Raw genomic sequence first — 16,013 nt, 5'->3', positions numbered from 1 at the left:
AACTAAAAATTTTCATTTTTTCTAATAGGTCTTGCAGGCTCTGCGTGGATTTTGTGCCCCTTTATAACCGATTTGTGCAATACTGCAATTATTCTTTCTGATGCTTCTTCTGGCACTTCGAGGAAGGTAAATTTATCTAATATTCTTATATTTTTTATATCCTTTTTCTTCATATCTCCTTCTTCACAGATATAGTTTACAATATCGTCTTTTGAAATGTTTTTCTCTTTGCCAATATTTATAAAAAGCCTTGTCATGCCCTCTTTTGCCCCTGTTTTTTTGAACTTTTCTTTGTCAACTTCAAGTTTTTCTTCTGGTTCTCCTTCCTGATATAATCTGATTGCGGCAGCAGCAATTTTTTCTGGTTCAAATTCTTCAGTCATCTCTTCGACTATTGAAAGATAATGAGATATGTTTTCTTGTCTAATTATTTTAGAAATTAAATTCTTTAATTCATCTTTTTGTTTTTCTAAAAGATCTGAAATACTTGGAACTTCCTTTCTCTTAATAGTTGTTCTAATAACTTTTTCAATCAATCTTAGTTGTCTAAATTCTCTGGGAGTTATAAAAGTTATAGCTATACCTGATTTGCCTGCTCTCCCGGTTCTTCCTATTCTGTGAACATATGATTCTGGATCTTGAGGTATATCGAAATTAATTACGTGACTAACATCAGAAATATCGAGTCCTCTTGCTGCTACGTCTGTTGCTACAAGGACCTCTAAATTTCTTTCCCTAAATGATTTCATTACCTTATCTCTTTGGGCTTGTGTTAGATCTCCGTGCAAGCCTTCGGCGCTATACCCCCTTGTGTTTAATGACGCAACCAGTTCATCTACGCCTTTTTTTGTTCTGCAGAATATAATTGTTTTGTCCATATCTTCTGTTTCTAATATACGGCATAGGGCTTCAAGTTTATCTTTGGCCTCACAGTAAAACTGATCTGTCAAAGGTACTGTAAGTTGCTCTTTGCTTATTGAGACTACTTTTGGATTTTTCATGTATTTTTTGGTGAGTGCCATGATTGGATCTGGCATGGTTGCTGAAAATAGCAGAGTTTGTATATTTTCGTTTTTAATTGATTTCATAATTGTTTCTATATCTTCAATAAATCCCATATCAAGCATTTCATCAGCTTCGTCAAGTACAAGTATTGAAATTTTGGACAAAAATAATGTTCCTCTTTTAATGTGATCAATCAACCTTCCAGGTGTACCGATTATTACCTGGGCTCCATTTTTTAGAGCTTTTATCTGCCTTTCAATAGATTGACCGCCGTAAATTGGAACTACTCTAAGCCCTCTGTATTTTGATATTTTAGATATTTCTTCAGCGACCTGTATTGCAAGCTCCCTTGTAGGTGTAAGTACTAGTGATTGAGGAACCCTATCTTTGGTAGTTTTTTCAACTATTGGGATTCCAAATGCTGCAGTTTTACCTGTCCCAGTTTGCGCCTGGCCTATTACATCAAATCCTTGCATTACAATTGGTATTGTTTGTTTTTGAATTTCGGATGGTTCTTCGAAACCCATCTCTTTAAGAGCTAAAACTGTATCCTTGCTTAATTCAATTTCTCCAAAATAAGCACTTTTTGACAATTTGATTCTCCTTTTTTCTTTTTCTTTTTATTGCTAAAATTGTATCATTAAATCTATAAAGGTAGAATGGAGGTTAAAGATGAACATAGAGTTGAAAAAGATAAATTTTCCAGGCGATGCCAATATAATATTGGGACAAGCTCATTTTATCAAAACAATTGAAGATATTTATGAAATTATTGTATCTTCTAATCCAACTGCTAAATTTGGCATTGCATTTTCTGAAGCCTCAGGAGATTGTCTGATTCGAACAGAAGGCAATGATGAAGAACTTGTAAATATTGCTGTACAAAATTTGATGTCTCTCTCTTGTGGGCATAGCTTTATTATTGTTTTGAAAAATGCGTTTCCTATAAACATACTTAATTCCTTAAAGGGTTGTCAAGAAGTTGTGTCAATTTTTTGTGCTACTGCAAACGATGTTAAGGTCGTAGTGTCTTATGATGATGAAGGAAATGGAGGAATATTGGGTGTTATTGATGGGCTTAAACCCAAAGGCGTTGAAAACTTAGATGACAAGAATAAGAGAAAAACCTTTTTAAGAAAAATAGGATATAAACTTAGTTAAGCTATTGATTCAAGGGTACTTTCAGCCCAATTGATCGCTTCCACATAGAGGTTCCCCATCCTTTCGTGCCTGATTCTAAGTTCATAGCACATTGATATAACTTTTTCCCAGTCTCCTTTTTCATAGAGTTCTACAAGCTTTAGAGCTTGTATATATCCTCTTGTTTGGGGAGTGTCTATGCCCTTTATAGCGTTTGAAATAGCCTCGCTCAGCGGAAGATGAACCAAAAGATTTTCTTTAGAAAAACCAGTTATTACATCAAAAAGAGAGAGCAAACCAATTAAGTAATATTCATCCTCTTTAAACTTTTTTGAAGTTTCCTGAGCCAAAAGTTGCATTAATCTTGCTCTCGTAAGAGTAATTTTTAGAAGTTCTAAAGGAGCACTAGTTTTTTCAGTAAGAAGTATCATGATAAGCCACTTTATCATCTGTTTTCTTCCCAGCAGAACTATTGCTTGTAAAACTGATTTTACTTCACATCTAAAACCGAAAAATGAAGAATTTACGAGCTTTAAAATTTTAATTGTCAAATATGCGTTCTTTTTTATCTCTTTTTCAATCCTATCCCATCTTAAATCTTCAGCCAAGAGCATTTTTAAGATATTTAAGATTTCAATTTGTGATGCTGTAAAATCCTTTTTTGTTAAGGTTTCTGGTTTTGAAAAATAAAAACCTTGAAAAAGTTTATATCCTTCTTCTAAAGCTTCCTCATATAAGTGATTATCTTCTATCTTGTGAGCAATTAATATTTTGTTTTGAGGTATGTGTTTTGGCAAAAGAGATCTTCTATCCTTTGGAGTGATGGAAAAGTCGATTTTTATTGCTTTGAAGAAGCTTAAAACTGATTGGTGAGGCAAATCTGATCCCTGATGTGATAAATTAAAACCAGAATAGTAGAGCTCTCTTATAAATGGCACGTCAAAGTTGCTGCTTATTTCGTTTTGATTTATTTCAAAAAATATTGATTCTTTTGGAAAAGGTGGAAGTGATTTTTTTAAGGTATACAGTGGCGTATTTATAAATACAGGTAAACCTTTCCCTATATAAGTAATACCGTAGTTGGTAAATAGATCTACTAAAACCTTTAAAGATGCTTCTTCTGGGATTTCTTTTGGGAATTCGCTTTTACTTGAACCTCTATATAAAACTTCATATCCATAAGTTTTTTTATCGTTATTTAATATCGGTTGTCTTGCAATAAAAGAACTCACAATATGCCTCTTTTAGAAATATTTTTTAGTTCTATAAATAATTGAGAGTTTTTTATTATATCACAAAATATATCACAACAAATTTTGCAAATTTAAGAGCTAAAGATTTCGTTTTTAAAATTTTCTATACCAAACTTTTCTATAAATCTTGCGGTTCTGTCCTTTGGATTGGCTTTGTCAGTATAGACCTTTATAGCTTTTTTTATCAAATCTATAGCTTCTTCGTCAGATAATTCTTCTTTTATTACGTCTCCGATTCTTGGTACTCTACCAGAATTTCCGCCAAAAACTAATTTCCAACCCTTGACAGTGCCGATCAGGCCAATGTCTCTAGTAAAGGCTTCACCACAATTAAATGGACATCCTGATACGCCAATTTTTAATTTTGCAGCTGTTGGCAAGCCATATAGGATATTTTCCAATTTCATACCCATTTCGAGGGAATTTCTTTGTCCAAACCTACAAACGCTTGTTCCAGGGCACGCTTGAACGTAATGTAGGCATGGTTCAAGAGCTCTTCCTATGCCAGTTTTTAAATCTGACCACACAGAATCTATTTCATCAGGTTTGATGCCTACTAGGACAATTCTTTGTCCTGAAGATATTTTTATTATGGGTATAGAATATTTTTTTACTACTGAAGAAATAGTTTCCATTGTTTCAAGAGAAAGAATGCCACAAGGAATTCTTGCAACCACAGCATATGTCTCTTTGTCTCTTTGTAAGATTGCGCCATTTTTTTCAAATTCCATTTTTGTCCCCCTTGAAGTTGTATTTTTTAATTATAATTATACACTTTTAAAACAGAAAGCCTCTCACAGTTTTTAAAAACTGTGAGAGGCGTTTGAAAGATTGGATTTAGTTATCTATCTCATAGACATTAAAATTCTTTGTTCAGGAGTCAGAATTTCTAAAATCTTAATTCTATAATTAGTGTTTAGATTCATTATTTCGACTCTTGTGTTGTTTATTTCTTTAATCTTTGACTCAAGTTGAGATGTGTCTGCCTTGTTAACAACGAGATTTCTGTAGTCGTTGTTTAAATTCCAGAGTTTTGTTCTTAAGACTTTAAGTTTTGCATATTTGTCGTTTAAAAGTGATTTGATTTGGTTGACTTGATCGTCTGTAAGATTGAGTTTCTCTTTCATCCTTTCTAATTGGAAATTTTCTCTTCGTTCATAATTAAAGCCTTGTCCGTTGTGAAATTGATCAAACGCATAACCATGACCCGAACCTGGTCCAAAAGCCCCTGGAGAGAATGCAAAAGAATTTCCCATAAACCATACAGAAGCAAGTAAAGCTAAGAGCATAAACCCTACAAAAAACTTTTTCATTTTTAACCTCCTTAAGTGTTTAATTCAAATTTTTAGATACTTTATATACGGATGCTTTCATTAGAAAGTAACAAAATTTTTTAATCTTTAATTATTGCAATATGCTACAATGTATTTGTTCTTAAAGATAATCTTTTCGTATAAGGAGATGATTGTAGTGCCAAGGCCAAAGTTAAAGAGGTTTATTCAAATGGAGCCAAAGTACAGCGTATATGCTCCAAAAGGTGTAGGAAAAACTAAAGAAGAGATCTTAATGGATCTTGATGAGGTAGAAACCTTAAGATTGGTTTTTGGTGAAGGGTTGGATCAGGACAAAGCAGCAAAAAAACTTGGTGTATCCAGGCAAACCGTAGGTAGGACTGTAGATATTGCAGGTAAAAAATTGGCCGATTTCCTAGTAAATGGTAAAGTTTTGAAAATTAAAACCGATGGCAACTACGAATTTATTAATAAAGATTCTAACGAAGAAAGCACTAAATAACTATTTGTAGCCTTTTATAAGAAAAAGAGGAGCGCTGTGCCTGTCTATTACGGCTTCTGGATCTGAAAGGGCTCGCAGATACCCACGCGATGTGTAGGTGTTAACCTCTTTGAAGTTGGTTTTTTTGTAAATATCTTGCAAATATCCAAGCCTTTCAAAATCGTTTAATTCGGACCAAAGTAAAATTGATTTTGGCTTGAAGTATCTATTTGTAAATATTGTTACAAAAGAGCCATCAGTTTTTAGAACCCTCTTTACCTCACTCACAAATTCGTGTGGGTGAGGTATGTATTCGAAACAAAAACTACATATTACGATATCGAATTGATTGTCATAATAAGGGAGACGAAAATCCTTAAAGATATTTTTATTATTAATTGATGAAATTTTTTTGTTTAGTGTGGATACTTCTTTATTTAATCCAATAATTGTTATATCTGGATTATTTCTTAAATAAGGTGTAGTTCTACCCATAATGTCAAGTATTTTTGAATTATCACCGATAATATTTTCTAAAACTTCACCTATTTTATTCTTTAAAACTAAATCAATATTTATTATAGAAGAGTTGCTTTCATAAAATATTCCACTCTCATCTGGGTCTTCAACAGTAAAAGAATTTTCAGAATAAAAATCTGTTTCAATTTGTTTAAATTTTGCCTGCATTCCAATGCCAAAGCCAAATTCTGACAACCAATCATAGCAAATTCCCCCTGTGCCACACTTTACATCTGATTGCTCTACTACCTTTATTATCTTGGCTCTAAGAGTACATTTTTTCTCTGATAAAGGATGATTAAAATCGGCAAAGAACAGGTCATCTCTTTTTTCTATGCACCTGAAAAAAGGCTTTTCTATTGAATTTTTTCCCTCTCTGCCCTTTAATGTTTCAAGAGGATAAAATCTGCCGACTTTAAAAAATTTTTTTTCTTCTTCTGAAATCCACTTTATTGGAAGTATATTTTTTGACGAATATGGTTCAAATAACTCTCCTGCGCTGTAGGTAGATTCAAATATGTCTCCTACCTCTTTTCCTTCTAGCCACTCGTATAAATTTCTTGGCAGAGTATCAGCATCAAGCCACATATGCGGTCTGATAAAATAATTTTCAACGTGTTTGACATTGTCCTCTTCCCATATTAAGTCTATTGACATTGATATCCTTGAATCTTTATTAACTTTCAAAATTATCACCTCTTAAAAATAATTCTTATTTCTATTGACTTTTAGGTATTAATAACTATAATTTATTATAATAAAAAAAGAAAGGGGGAAGATTATGGATGCTGTAATGTTATCGAGGTTGCAATTTGGTGCAACCGCGATGTATCACTTTATTTTTGTCCCATTAACTTTGGGTCTTGGTGTTCTTGTTGCTATAATGGAAACCCTTCATTACAAAACAAAGAACGAAGTGTATCTGAAGATGACGAAGTTTTGGGGAAGACTATTTCTAATTAATTTTGTTTTAGGCATTGTCACTGGTATTACACTTGAGTTTCAATTTGGGACCAACTGGGCTCAGTACTCTATTTATGTAGGAGATATTTTTGGTGCGCCTCTTGCAATAGAGGCTACGCTTGCTTTCTTTCTTGAATCTACATTCTTGGGAGTATGGCTTTTTGGTTGGAAGAGAATATCTCCTAAGATGCACTTAATTAGTATCTGGCTTGTAGCATTCTCATCAAATCTTTCTGCTTTATGGATACTCATTGCCAACGCCTGGATGCAAGATCCTGTTGGTTTTGTCTTAAGGAACAACAGGGCAGAGATGACAAACTTTTTTGCTGTAGTGTTTAGTCCTTATGCATGGCTGAAATTTACCCACACTATTACAGCAGGGTTTGTGGTAGGCTCATTTTTTGTAATGGGAATTTCGGCTTATCATCTTTTGAAGAAGCAAAATGTAGAACTTTTTAAAAAGTCTTTTTACATTGGGGCTACTTTTGGTTTAATTGCTAGTATATTGGTTTTCTTGATTGGAGATTTTCATGCTGCTGAGGTAGCTCACGTTCAACCTACAAAGTTAGCTGCAATGGAATCTCTTTGGAATACTGAAAAAGCTGCACCGATATATTTGATTTTAGTACCTGATGAATCGAAGAGAACCAATATGGTCGAAGCATTTCCAATACCATCTCTTCTAAGCTTGCTTGCATATCACGATCCCAACGCCACAGTAAGAGGATTAAATAGCTTCCCTAGTAATGATATTCCTCCTGTAACCCCTGTTTTTTTGAGTTTCAGGATCATGGTAGGATTAGGGACTCTTTTTATAATACTTACAGTTTTGGCCTGGTGGTATGCAAGGAAAGACAAATTACTTGAACATAGAAATTTTTTGAGAATAATGCTTTACTCACTTCCTCTCCCATATGTTGCTACTCAGGTTGGTTGGATTGTTGCAGAAGTAGGCAGACAACCATGGATTGTGTATGGACTATTAAGAACAGATGACGCTGTTAGCAAAAATTTAACTGTTGGAGACGTGTTATTAACCTTTGGAGTTTTTATTGTTTTATATACTGCACTTGCAGTTCTTGATTTTGCACTTTTAATCTACTATGCCCGTAAGGGTCCATTAGAAACGGATTAGGGGGTGAAATTGTGTTAAACATTCTGTGGTTTATTATTTGGGGACTTCTTTGGGCTATGTATTTTGCGCTTGACGGTTTTGATTTAGGCATAGGAATACTCTTTCCTTTTTTTGCTAAAACAGATCAGGACAAAAAGACAATGCTTGAAAGTATTGGACCTGTTTGGGACGCTAATGAGGTATGGCTTATAACTGCGGGTGGCGCAACTTTTGCAGCGTTTCCCACTACTTACGCTTATATGTTTAGTTTTCTATACCTTCCACTAATGCTCATTTTATATGGTTTGATAATAAGAGCGGTTTGTCTTGAATTTAGGTACAAAGTAAATAATCCGACTATAATTTCTTTGCTGGAGATTGGATTTTTCCTTGGAAGCTTATTGCCGGCACTTCTTTTAGGGGTTGCTTTCGGGAATATATTCCAGGGGCTTCCAATAGATCAAAATGGTTATCATGGAAATTTGCTGACCCTTCTTAATCCATTTGGTTTGATCACTGGAATTTTGTTTGTGGTAGCATTTTTATTACACGGTTCTCTTTGGCTTTCTTTTAGAACTGAAGGAGATATAAACGTTAGAGCTAAATCACTTGCTAAAAAACTATGGTTTATAACACTATTTTTTGCAGTTTTGTTCCTTGTAAGCGCTTACTTTGTGACAAATCTTTACTCTAATTACTTTTCTATACCCATTCTTCTTGTAGTACCCATTCTTTGCGTGCTTGGGCTTTTGGGAGCAGGAATTTTTATTAACTCTTCAGAAATTCTGGCTTTCTTGTCGTCAGCTATATGTATAATTTTCTTAACGTTTACTGGTGTAGGAGGTCTGTATCCAAACCTTATCCCATCTAGTATTAATAATGCTTTTAGTTTGAGCGCTTTTAATTCTTCTTCAAGTCAGTACACTCTTGCTGTTATGACGATCGTTGTAATAATATTTGTACCGATAGTACTATTTTATAAGTTTTGGACATATAAAACGTTTAGTTACAAGATAAAAGAGGGTGAAGGAGAAGGTTATTAAAAATTATTAAGTAAAAACAACAAGGTGTTTGAACTGATAAAAATAGTTCAGACACCTTGTTAAGATTTTAAAATAATTGAAGATATTGTTGCTAGTTAAACATTAAGTAATAAACTTTAATAATTCAGAACAAGATCTGCTTCCATCATTTCTTTGAGTGCTCTTCCAGCCTTTATCATTTGAACACCATCTATGAGTTGATCTTTAGGTATCTCTTTTGAGATGCAGGCTGGAATACATGCAAGAAGTTTTCCGCCGTTTTCGATAAAGTTTTCGACGTGCTCTTTGATACTCTCATGATCAACTGCTTTTATGTGTTCATATGTGCCTTTTGTTACATTGTAAATGCCATTTGACTGAAATATCATTGTTACGTCCATTTCCATTATCAAGGCTGTATTAGCCATAATAAATGCAAATGTGGCTTTTTCTGGATCATCAGGACCCGCTGTTACTGTTACGACAAGTTTTTCAGACATGTTACCTCCTTAACTATTTTCTATAATCTTGATAATTATACATTCTATTTTAATTTATGTTAAAATATCTTAACTTGAATTGGAGGTGTATCAATTGAAAGAAGGAATTCATCCTCGATTTTACGAGGACTGTGTGGTTACATGTGCCTGTGGCAACACTTTTACTACAGGATCAACCAAGAAGTCAATAAAAGTAGAAATATGTTCAAAATGTCATCCATTTTTTACAGGGACCCAAAAGCTTGTTGATACTGAAGGTAGAATAGAAAAGTTCAACAAGAAATATAGCAAGAAAAATAAGGGAGAAAGCGAAAATTAAAGTTTCTCTAATTTACAATACTCCAGACCCTGTCAGGGCTATTGCCCTAGGGGCAAGGGTGTCTATTACAAATAAATCTATTTTTGATGTTTATTCTGAACTCAAAGAAGATGAAGCTCAAGATCTTGTGAAAAGGTTATATAAAATGGGGCATCATACTCCCTTTGAGCACGCTTCTTTTACGTTTGGTATTGAAAACATTTCTAGATCCTGTTCTCACCAGCTTGTAAGACACAGAATTGCTTCGTTTACCCAGAAAAGCCAACGATATACAAGGTTTGGTGCAAAAGCCTTAGCTTCAGGTTCTGACAAAAGAGTTGAAATTGAGGATTTATACGTTTTTCCTCCATCTTTTCAAAAACATTCCTCGATTTTGACTAAATATAGGGATTATTTGGAATTGGGCAGAAGGCTCTATGAGGATCTTTTGTCTAAAGGAGTTCCTGCTGAGGATGCAAGATATATTTTGCCAAATAGTACACACACCTCTCTTGTTATGACAATGAATTTCAGAGAACTTATGCACGCTTCAAGTCTCAGACTTTGTCAAAGAGCTCAGTGGGAGATTCGATCAGTTTTTGAAGAGATTAAAAAGAGGGTTTTTGAGGTTTCTCCTTTTCTATCAGAATTCTTGTGTCCAAAGTGCGAAATCATAGGATACTGCAATGAGGAGAAATCTTGTGGTAGAAAACCAAAAAAAGAGTCCTGAAAGAAGTGCTTATTTCAAATTTTGATGACATAATAGACGGCCTTACTGCTGATTCTTACTTTTTAAGAACCTTTAGAATCCTTAAGGAAAAAGGTGTTAATAAAAAAGTTGTAGCTGAAATTAAAGCCTCTTCTTTTCCGCCCGGTTATAATTGGGCTATTTTTGCAGGCATTAATGAAGCCAGATTAATTCTCAATGAGTTAAAAGACATAGAAGTTTTATCCCTTAAAGAAGGCAGCATTTTTTATCCTGATGAACCTGTTTTAACAATAAAGGGAAACTATTTGGATTTTGCTATTTTTGAAACTGCCTTGCTGGGCATTCTTTGCCAGGCATCTGCAGTAGCTACAAAGGCAGCTAGAATTAAAAAGATTATAGGATCTAAAGAGCTTATTTCTTTTGGTTCCAGACGTGCACATCCTTCAATTACTGCTCACCTTGAAAGAAATGCTTATATTGGAGGATGTGATGGCGTCTCAAGTATTATTGGAGCTAAAGTAATAAATCAAACTCCAAGAGGTACAATGCCTCATTCTCTTATACTTCTTATAGGTTCTTTAAAAGAAGCGCTTAAAGCTTTTGATGATGTAATCGAAAAGGATATTCCCAGAATTGCTCTAATTGATACTTTTTGTGATGAGAAATTTGAAGCCATTGAAGCTGCCAGGCTTTTGGGCGAAAGGTTGTATGCTGTTAGGCTTGATACTCCTTCATCCAGAAGAGGAAATGTGAGGAAAATTGTAGAAGAGGTAAGATGGGAACTTGATATAAGAGGTTTTGAGAAAGTTAAAATTGTGCTTTCTGGGGGTATAGACGAATATATAGCTAAAGATCTGTGTGATGTGGTAGATATTTTTGGTGTAGGTACCGCTTTAACAAATGCACCTATAATAAATTTTTCAATGGATATTGTAGAGATTGAAGAAGAGCCAATTGCAAAAAGGGGTAAAAAATCAGGACAAAAAGACTTAATATATTGTCCTGTATGTGATAAGAGATTTGTTGTTTTTAAAGAGAAAAATCCTGAATTTATTTGTCCAGCTTGTAAGTCAAAAGCAACATCTCTTCTTGTCCCTATTGAAGAGCCCTACCCAGATGATGCAACAATAAGAAAAAGAACTCTCGAAAACATTTCAAAAATAGATAGTGTTTTTTAGTTTACGTTTACGAATACGCTTACAGCTGCACAACAAATAATTATTTCGTTGCTAATATCCTTTAGTTCTTCTATTTTAAGAGCCCTTATTGACATTCCTCCCTCTTTAACTATTACTTCTATATTGCCTTGAATTGGGAAAGCTTTTTTCACTTCTTCAATGTTCACTTCTGCAGGATGAGGAAGTGCTAATTCAGCAACGATTTCAATCTCGCTTAAATTTTTAACGTTGAATATCTCTATTAAACCAGTTATATATACGTTTTGAATTGCGTTTTTAATAGCCTTTATTGCTGCTTTAGTAGGAGATTGGCCATGTTGGTCAACTCCCATACCCATTTCAATTAATAGTCTCTTTTTCATAAACTTCTCCTTTTTTAACCTTAAGAATTCTTTTGCTATGCTTGTGGAGAGAAAAATAAATATATCCGAATAGGGTAATTGTAATTACGAGAATTAAGGATGCTAAGAGTGAATTTTCTTTGAACATCTTTATGCTTTCTATTCCAGAAAATCCTACTATTAACACAAAAATGCTCCAGACAGAACTGCCTATTGTGGTGGGAAGAAGGAAATTCTTTAAGTCAACTCTTGAAATACCTGCAATGTAAGAAGAAAAATGTCTAATTCCAGGCAAAAAACGTACAATTATTAGTATAATAAAACCTTTTTCTCCCTCGATAAGGTATAAAATACGATCTAATATATTTTTGTATTTTGCACTAAGTTTAGACGTAAAGAACTTTAATCTTGTCCCTATCAAAAAGGACAAACAGGCTCCGAAAACTGTAGAAAAGATAGTTAAAATAACTGATTCTAGTGGATTTATAAAGCCTGCTCCTACTAGAGCACCAGTAATTAGCAACATCCCCTCATAGGGTAGCGGCAATCCCATTGAGTCTAAAGAAAGCCAAACAAAAGCAATAAAATAAAAGGTCCATATACTTATGTTCAAATTTATAACATTGGTGTAGATTACGTTTACTAAATTAGAAAGTTGTTCCAAAGTTTTACTCCTTTTATAGTTTAAAATATTATATCAATTATAGTCTGATATAAGTTATTTTTTAATTAAATTGAGCTAAATTTTCTAAAGTTAGGAGAGAAAAGACATTTTTGAAATTAATGCATTTGCTAAAGTTAACTTGAGTCTTGACATAATAGGCAAATATCCGGATGGTTATCATGAAATAAGATCGGTGTTTCATAGTATTGAACTTTTTGATTTATTACGCTTAGAACTTGTAAAGGAGAAAAGATTAGTAATTGATTCTAATGCTGAAATAAAGGATAACATTATCCATAAAGTGTGGGATTATATGTCTTTGAATTTTGATATTAAAAGTGGTCTATATTTATATTTAGGTAAAAACATTCCTCTAAAGGGTGGTTTGGGAGGGGGATCTAGTGATGCTGCAGCTTTTTTATATGCTATTAATTTGATTTTTTCTTTAGGATTATCTAGAGAAGAATTAGTTGCTATATCAATGAATTTTGGATCCGATATAGCCTATTTTTTTTATGGCGGAATGTGCCTGGTGGAAGGTAGGGGGGAAAGGGTTTTTAAATTGGATGACTATTTGAACGAAGAAATAATATTAGTAATTCCAAATAAAGGAATATCAACTTCCTTTGCCTATGACTTGTTTGATAAAAATCCTCAAGTTAGTAATTATACAAAACAGTTTTTTGATGCGAAAAAGAAAGATATTATTAGACCTGGCAATGTTTTTGAAGACTTAGTTTTGTCCTCAGATGTTGAATTGAAAAAAATTAAAGAAATCCTAAATGAAGAGTGTGAATGGAATTTGATGAGCGGTTCTGGTTCAGTTTTTTTTGCTAAAACAAATAAACCAAAGCAGATAGAAAAAAAATTATCTGAAATGGGGAGAATAGTTAATTCACGCATAAAGCCTTTCGAGTTGAGACTTATTGAATTCTAACAGCTCCATAATATCTACTTTTCCAGTATGGATCATCCAGAGAACAGATGCTCACTCCTGTGCTAGTATTTGCTGCTATAAACTTGCCGTTTCCAATATATATACCATCATGAGATGCTCCAGGAAGATATGTAGTAAAGAATACCAAATCTCCTGGTCTAAGCTCTGATATTGAAATTGGCCTCCCTGCATCATATTGTAGATCAGCTGTTCTGGGAAGATATATGCCGTTTAGCCTAAAGACATATTGAACGAATCCAGAACAATCAAATCCTGTAGATGGAAGCTCTCCTCCCCATCTGTATGAGATACCCATAAACCTTATTGCAGTTCTTATTATAGGATTTGAATTAAAGTCCATTTGTCTAGCCAATGACGCAAGATCAAAAGTCTTATACTTTTCTATTACAGTCATTCTTCCCATTGTGAGACACTGATATGTTATATCATCAACTATACCAGTGATTGGCAGTTTTGCTTCCTTTTGATAAAGTTTTACAGCTCTTTCGGTCTTTTCATCGTAAACTTTGTTAACTGTGACGTTATAGCCTAAGTCATAAAGTTTTTCTTTTATATTTTGGACGTCATCTGATATGTCCCCCGGCTTAAGAGTAATAGCAAAGGAACAACTACTGAAAGTTATGCTTATAAAAAAGAACAATATTAAAATTAGTATTTTTCTCTTCAACACAACCTCTTTTAAATGTGTTAGTTAATCCATTATAAACCTAAAAATTAGAAGAGAATTAAAAATAGACTAGAGCTTTCTCTTATTTAAAATTTTAAAAGAAAGATGGCGGTTTTAGTGGCGGGGTGGACGAGATTCGAACTCGCGATCTCCTGCGTGACAGGCAGGTGTGTTAGGCCTCTACACCACCACCCCTTTGAATGAAAAGTATATTATCACATTTAAAAATTGTTTGCAAGAGTTTTTTATTTTTTTGATATTGCCTTAAATTGTTTGTTCAATTACAAAAACTTTGCGTGATTCTTTAAAACTCAAAAAACTTTGCCATCATAGTGACAAAATTAGCGTCTTCTTAAGGAGTGAAATCACTGTCCGTTAACAGTTAACACCCTTAAGGCGTGTTGCCTCATTTAAAAACCTAAAGGAAGTTGTATTCGTTGCCTCACTTAAAATTCTAAACATAACCATAACATATTTTATCTTTGTTTTTGCTAATTTTTTTAATAGAGTTTCTTACTTCTTCCTTTATGGATATATCTTCTAGTAATTTTTTTTGAAGTTTTACTATTTCTCTTTGAAGTTCAGCTGGATTTAATTTTGTATACTGTTCTATTAGCTTTTCTTTATCTATTTTTTCTACACCAGGATTTTCTAATATTCTTTGATAAGGAGTTCTTGCTTTATCGTATTTTTTTGTAACTTTACTTCCAATTCTTTCTTTTGAGATTTGTTTCATTACAGGCTGAAAAAAGTTTATATATAGCCTTAGGCTTTCATAAAGCCTTTTTAAAGTTATTAGCTCAACTTCTCTATCATATCTAAAATAACCAACATATTTTCTTACTACAGAGTAGTTTTTCTGTTCAACATAGCAATTATCGTTTTTTCTATATTTTCTTGACCTTGTGAACGTTATATTATTTTCAACACAATAGCGATGAAGTTGATGATTTATAAACTCTGCTCCATTATCAGAATCAATTCCAAAGAGTTTAAAAGGCAAGCGTTTCTTTATTTCATCTATTGATTCAAAAACCCACCTTTGAGCTTTATTTCTTAAAGCATCTATTTCTATCCAACCGGTGCAAATGTCAACTGCAGTTAGAGTTTGGATAAATTCTCCTCTTAGATCTCCTCCTTCATGACCTACAAGGTCTATTTCTAAATATCCAGGTATACTTTCGTCCCATTCTGAAAATGTCCTTATAGGGATCTGGCTTTTAAGAAGGCTGCCTGGTTTTGTATATGTCTTTCCCTTTGGTTTATTCATTCTTTTGTATTCTGAAAGTATTCTGTCTATAGTAGATGCGCTTATCTTAAAGAGTTTTTCTTCTACATCCCTTTCAATTTGTATTTCTTTAAACTCTTTAAGTTTATATATTATTTCAGGAAGAACAGGTTTTAACCTTTTGCCACATGGACAATCTAAAACGTCCCATACCTTAATTAACGCCTTTTTTACATCATCATCATAATATTTGCTTTTCTTTTTCTTTTTCTTCATCGTTAAATCTACTTTTAAAACTCTGTTATTCATCCTTACTATCTTCTCATGACTGCTTAAAAGAAAAGATGCATAACTACGATTGTATCCAGTCAAAGCTATTAACTCATCTAAAATTATGCCTTTTTGTTTCTTGCTTGCTTTTTTATATCTTTTTGCAATTTCACTCACCACTGATTTTCTTTCCTTCATCGTTAACCCCATTTCTAGCCTCCAGAGTTATAGTAACTACTATTCTAAGAGGCTTATTATTTTCATTTAGATTTTTTATTTGAGGCAACGATTGTATTTCGTTTAGATTTTTGATGAAGCAATTCGTAAGGTTGACACTTAAATTGTTTTTTGATATCATCTATGCAACTTAGCATAGCTAAGATTGCCCTAAATGAATTAGGGTTTTTAAAT

The 16,013-nt window shown here is 33.3% G+C and carries 19 protein-coding genes and 1 tRNA gene; 8 read left to right on the top strand and 12 right to left on the bottom strand.

The annotated features are described in order from the left end of the window. Positions 1-2: 2 nt before the first annotated feature. On the bottom strand, positions 3-1,598 hold the full coding sequence (locus THENA_RS07855) for a DEAD/DEAH box helicase (protein WP_013756870.1): 1,596 nt from the start codon (positions 1,596-1,598) through the stop codon (positions 3-5). A 79-nt stretch (positions 1,599-1,677) separates the two neighbouring features. On the opposite strand from THENA_RS07855, the gene THENA_RS07850 reads away from it, so the two are divergent. Beyond that, positions 1,678-2,166, top strand: coding sequence for an adenosine-specific kinase (locus THENA_RS07850; protein WP_013756869.1), 489 nt, complete (start codon positions 1,678-1,680; stop codon positions 2,164-2,166). Here THENA_RS07850 and THENA_RS07845 read toward each other — a convergent pair. The 3 genes from THENA_RS07845 to THENA_RS07835 form a co-directional block, all read right to left on the bottom strand. Then, the gene (locus THENA_RS07845) at positions 2,163-3,377 is read right to left on the bottom strand and encodes an EAL and HDOD domain-containing protein (protein WP_013756868.1); all 1,215 of its coding nucleotides are present in this window, start codon (positions 3,375-3,377) and stop codon (positions 2,163-2,165) included. The genes THENA_RS07850 and THENA_RS07845 overlap by 4 nt on opposite strands. 92 nt (positions 3,378-3,469) lie before the next feature. Beyond that, positions 3,470-4,129 (bottom strand): nitrite/sulfite reductase domain-containing protein, encoded by a 660-nt coding sequence (locus THENA_RS07840; protein ID WP_013756867.1) that lies wholly within the window; start codon positions 4,127-4,129, stop codon positions 3,470-3,472. A gap of 114 nt (positions 4,130-4,243) precedes the next feature. Further along, positions 4,244-4,711: a Spy/CpxP family protein refolding chaperone gene (locus THENA_RS07835; protein ID WP_013756866.1), complete on the bottom strand. Its 468-nt coding sequence runs from the start codon at positions 4,709-4,711 to the stop codon at positions 4,244-4,246. 157 nt (positions 4,712-4,868) lie between these two features. Between THENA_RS07835 and THENA_RS07830 the strand changes: the two genes are divergently transcribed. Next, positions 4,869-5,192: a DUF134 domain-containing protein gene (locus THENA_RS07830; protein WP_013756865.1), complete on the top strand. Its 324-nt coding sequence runs from the start codon at positions 4,869-4,871 to the stop codon at positions 5,190-5,192. Here the strand turns inward: THENA_RS07830 and THENA_RS07825 are convergent, their stop codons facing one another. Next, positions 5,193-6,377, bottom strand: coding sequence for a methyltransferase domain-containing protein (locus tag THENA_RS07825; RefSeq protein WP_013756864.1), 1,185 nt, complete (start codon positions 6,375-6,377; stop codon positions 5,193-5,195). A gap of 94 nt (positions 6,378-6,471) precedes the next feature. Here THENA_RS07825 and THENA_RS07820 point away from each other — a divergent pair, with 94 nt between their 5' ends. Together THENA_RS07820 and cydB are read left to right on the top strand one after the other, a co-directional pair. Further along, entirely contained in the window at positions 6,472-7,788 is a 1,317-nt protein-coding gene (locus THENA_RS07820) for a cytochrome ubiquinol oxidase subunit I (protein WP_013756863.1), read from the top strand. An 8-nt stretch (positions 7,789-7,796) separates the two neighbouring features. Then, complete coding sequence (gene cydB, locus THENA_RS07815; protein ID WP_041438001.1) at positions 7,797-8,810, top strand: cytochrome d ubiquinol oxidase subunit II; 1,014 nt, start codon at positions 7,797-7,799, stop codon at positions 8,808-8,810. 116 nt (positions 8,811-8,926) lie between these two features. Here the strand turns inward: cydB and THENA_RS07810 are convergent, their stop codons facing one another. Further along, the gene (locus THENA_RS07810) at positions 8,927-9,289 is read right to left on the bottom strand and encodes a DsrE family protein (protein WP_013756861.1); all 363 of its coding nucleotides are present in this window, start codon (positions 9,287-9,289) and stop codon (positions 8,927-8,929) included. A 94-nt stretch (positions 9,290-9,383) separates the two neighbouring features. On the opposite strand from THENA_RS07810, the gene rpmE reads away from it, so the two are divergent. Genes rpmE through THENA_RS07795 form a run of 3 tightly spaced genes read left to right on the top strand, consistent with a single transcriptional unit; the run spans position 9,384 to position 11,474 of the window. Continuing rightward, entirely contained in the window at positions 9,384-9,608 is a 225-nt protein-coding gene (gene rpmE / locus THENA_RS07805; protein ID WP_013756860.1) for a 50S ribosomal protein L31, read from the top strand. Next, positions 9,574-10,317, top strand: a complete 744-nt coding sequence (thyX, locus tag THENA_RS07800; RefSeq protein ID WP_083816179.1) for an FAD-dependent thymidylate synthase — start codon at positions 9,574-9,576, stop codon at positions 10,315-10,317. The genes rpmE and thyX overlap by 35 nt, the downstream gene beginning before the upstream one ends. Positions 10,318-10,322: 5 nt before the next feature. Continuing rightward, positions 10,323-11,474, top strand: coding sequence for a nicotinate phosphoribosyltransferase (locus tag THENA_RS07795; protein ID WP_013756858.1), 1,152 nt, complete (start codon positions 10,323-10,325; stop codon positions 11,472-11,474). Here THENA_RS07795 and THENA_RS07790 read toward each other — a convergent pair. Both THENA_RS07790 and THENA_RS07785 read right to left on the bottom strand, forming a co-directional pair. Beyond that, positions 11,471-11,836, bottom strand: coding sequence for a Lin0512 family protein (locus tag THENA_RS07790; RefSeq protein WP_013756857.1), 366 nt, complete (start codon positions 11,834-11,836; stop codon positions 11,471-11,473). The genes THENA_RS07795 and THENA_RS07790 overlap by 4 nt on opposite strands. Further along, positions 11,814-12,479 (bottom strand): DedA family protein, encoded by a 666-nt coding sequence (locus tag THENA_RS07785; RefSeq protein ID WP_013756856.1) that lies wholly within the window; start codon positions 12,477-12,479, stop codon positions 11,814-11,816. The genes THENA_RS07790 and THENA_RS07785 overlap by 23 nt, the downstream gene beginning before the upstream one ends. 106 nt (positions 12,480-12,585) lie before the next feature. Here THENA_RS07785 and ispE point away from each other — a divergent pair, with 106 nt between their 5' ends. Further along, the gene (ispE, locus tag THENA_RS07780) at positions 12,586-13,416 is read left to right on the top strand and encodes a 4-(cytidine 5'-diphospho)-2-C-methyl-D-erythritol kinase (protein WP_013756855.1); all 831 of its coding nucleotides are present in this window, start codon (positions 12,586-12,588) and stop codon (positions 13,414-13,416) included. Here the strand turns inward: ispE and THENA_RS07775 are convergent. The 4 genes from THENA_RS07775 to THENA_RS09950 form a co-directional block, all read right to left on the bottom strand. Then, the gene (locus THENA_RS07775; protein ID WP_013756854.1) at positions 13,403-14,104 is read right to left on the bottom strand and encodes a C40 family peptidase; all 702 of its coding nucleotides are present in this window, start codon (positions 14,102-14,104) and stop codon (positions 13,403-13,405) included. The genes ispE and THENA_RS07775 overlap by 14 nt on opposite strands. 118 nt (positions 14,105-14,222) lie before the next feature. Beyond that, positions 14,223-14,299 (bottom strand) — tRNA-Asp (locus tag THENA_RS07770). Between the two features lie 259 nt (positions 14,300-14,558). After that, the gene (locus THENA_RS07765) at positions 14,559-15,812 is read right to left on the bottom strand and encodes a DDE-type integrase/transposase/recombinase (protein ID WP_013756853.1); all 1,254 of its coding nucleotides are present in this window, start codon (positions 15,810-15,812) and stop codon (positions 14,559-14,561) included. Beyond that, positions 15,772-15,960, bottom strand: a complete 189-nt coding sequence (locus THENA_RS09950) for a hypothetical protein (RefSeq protein WP_154645346.1) — start codon at positions 15,958-15,960, stop codon at positions 15,772-15,774. The genes THENA_RS07765 and THENA_RS09950 overlap by 41 nt, the downstream gene beginning before the upstream one ends. Between the last annotated feature and the right edge of the window lie 53 nt (positions 15,961-16,013).

The sequence above is a fragment of the Thermodesulfobium narugense DSM 14796 genome (assembly GCF_000212395.1).
In the GTDB taxonomy this organism is placed as follows: Bacteria; Thermodesulfobiota; Thermodesulfobiia; order Thermodesulfobiales; family Thermodesulfobiaceae; genus Thermodesulfobium; species Thermodesulfobium narugense.
The sequence above is the reverse complement of the archived record's forward strand: the minus strand, read 5'-3'. Positions and strand labels throughout refer to the sequence as shown.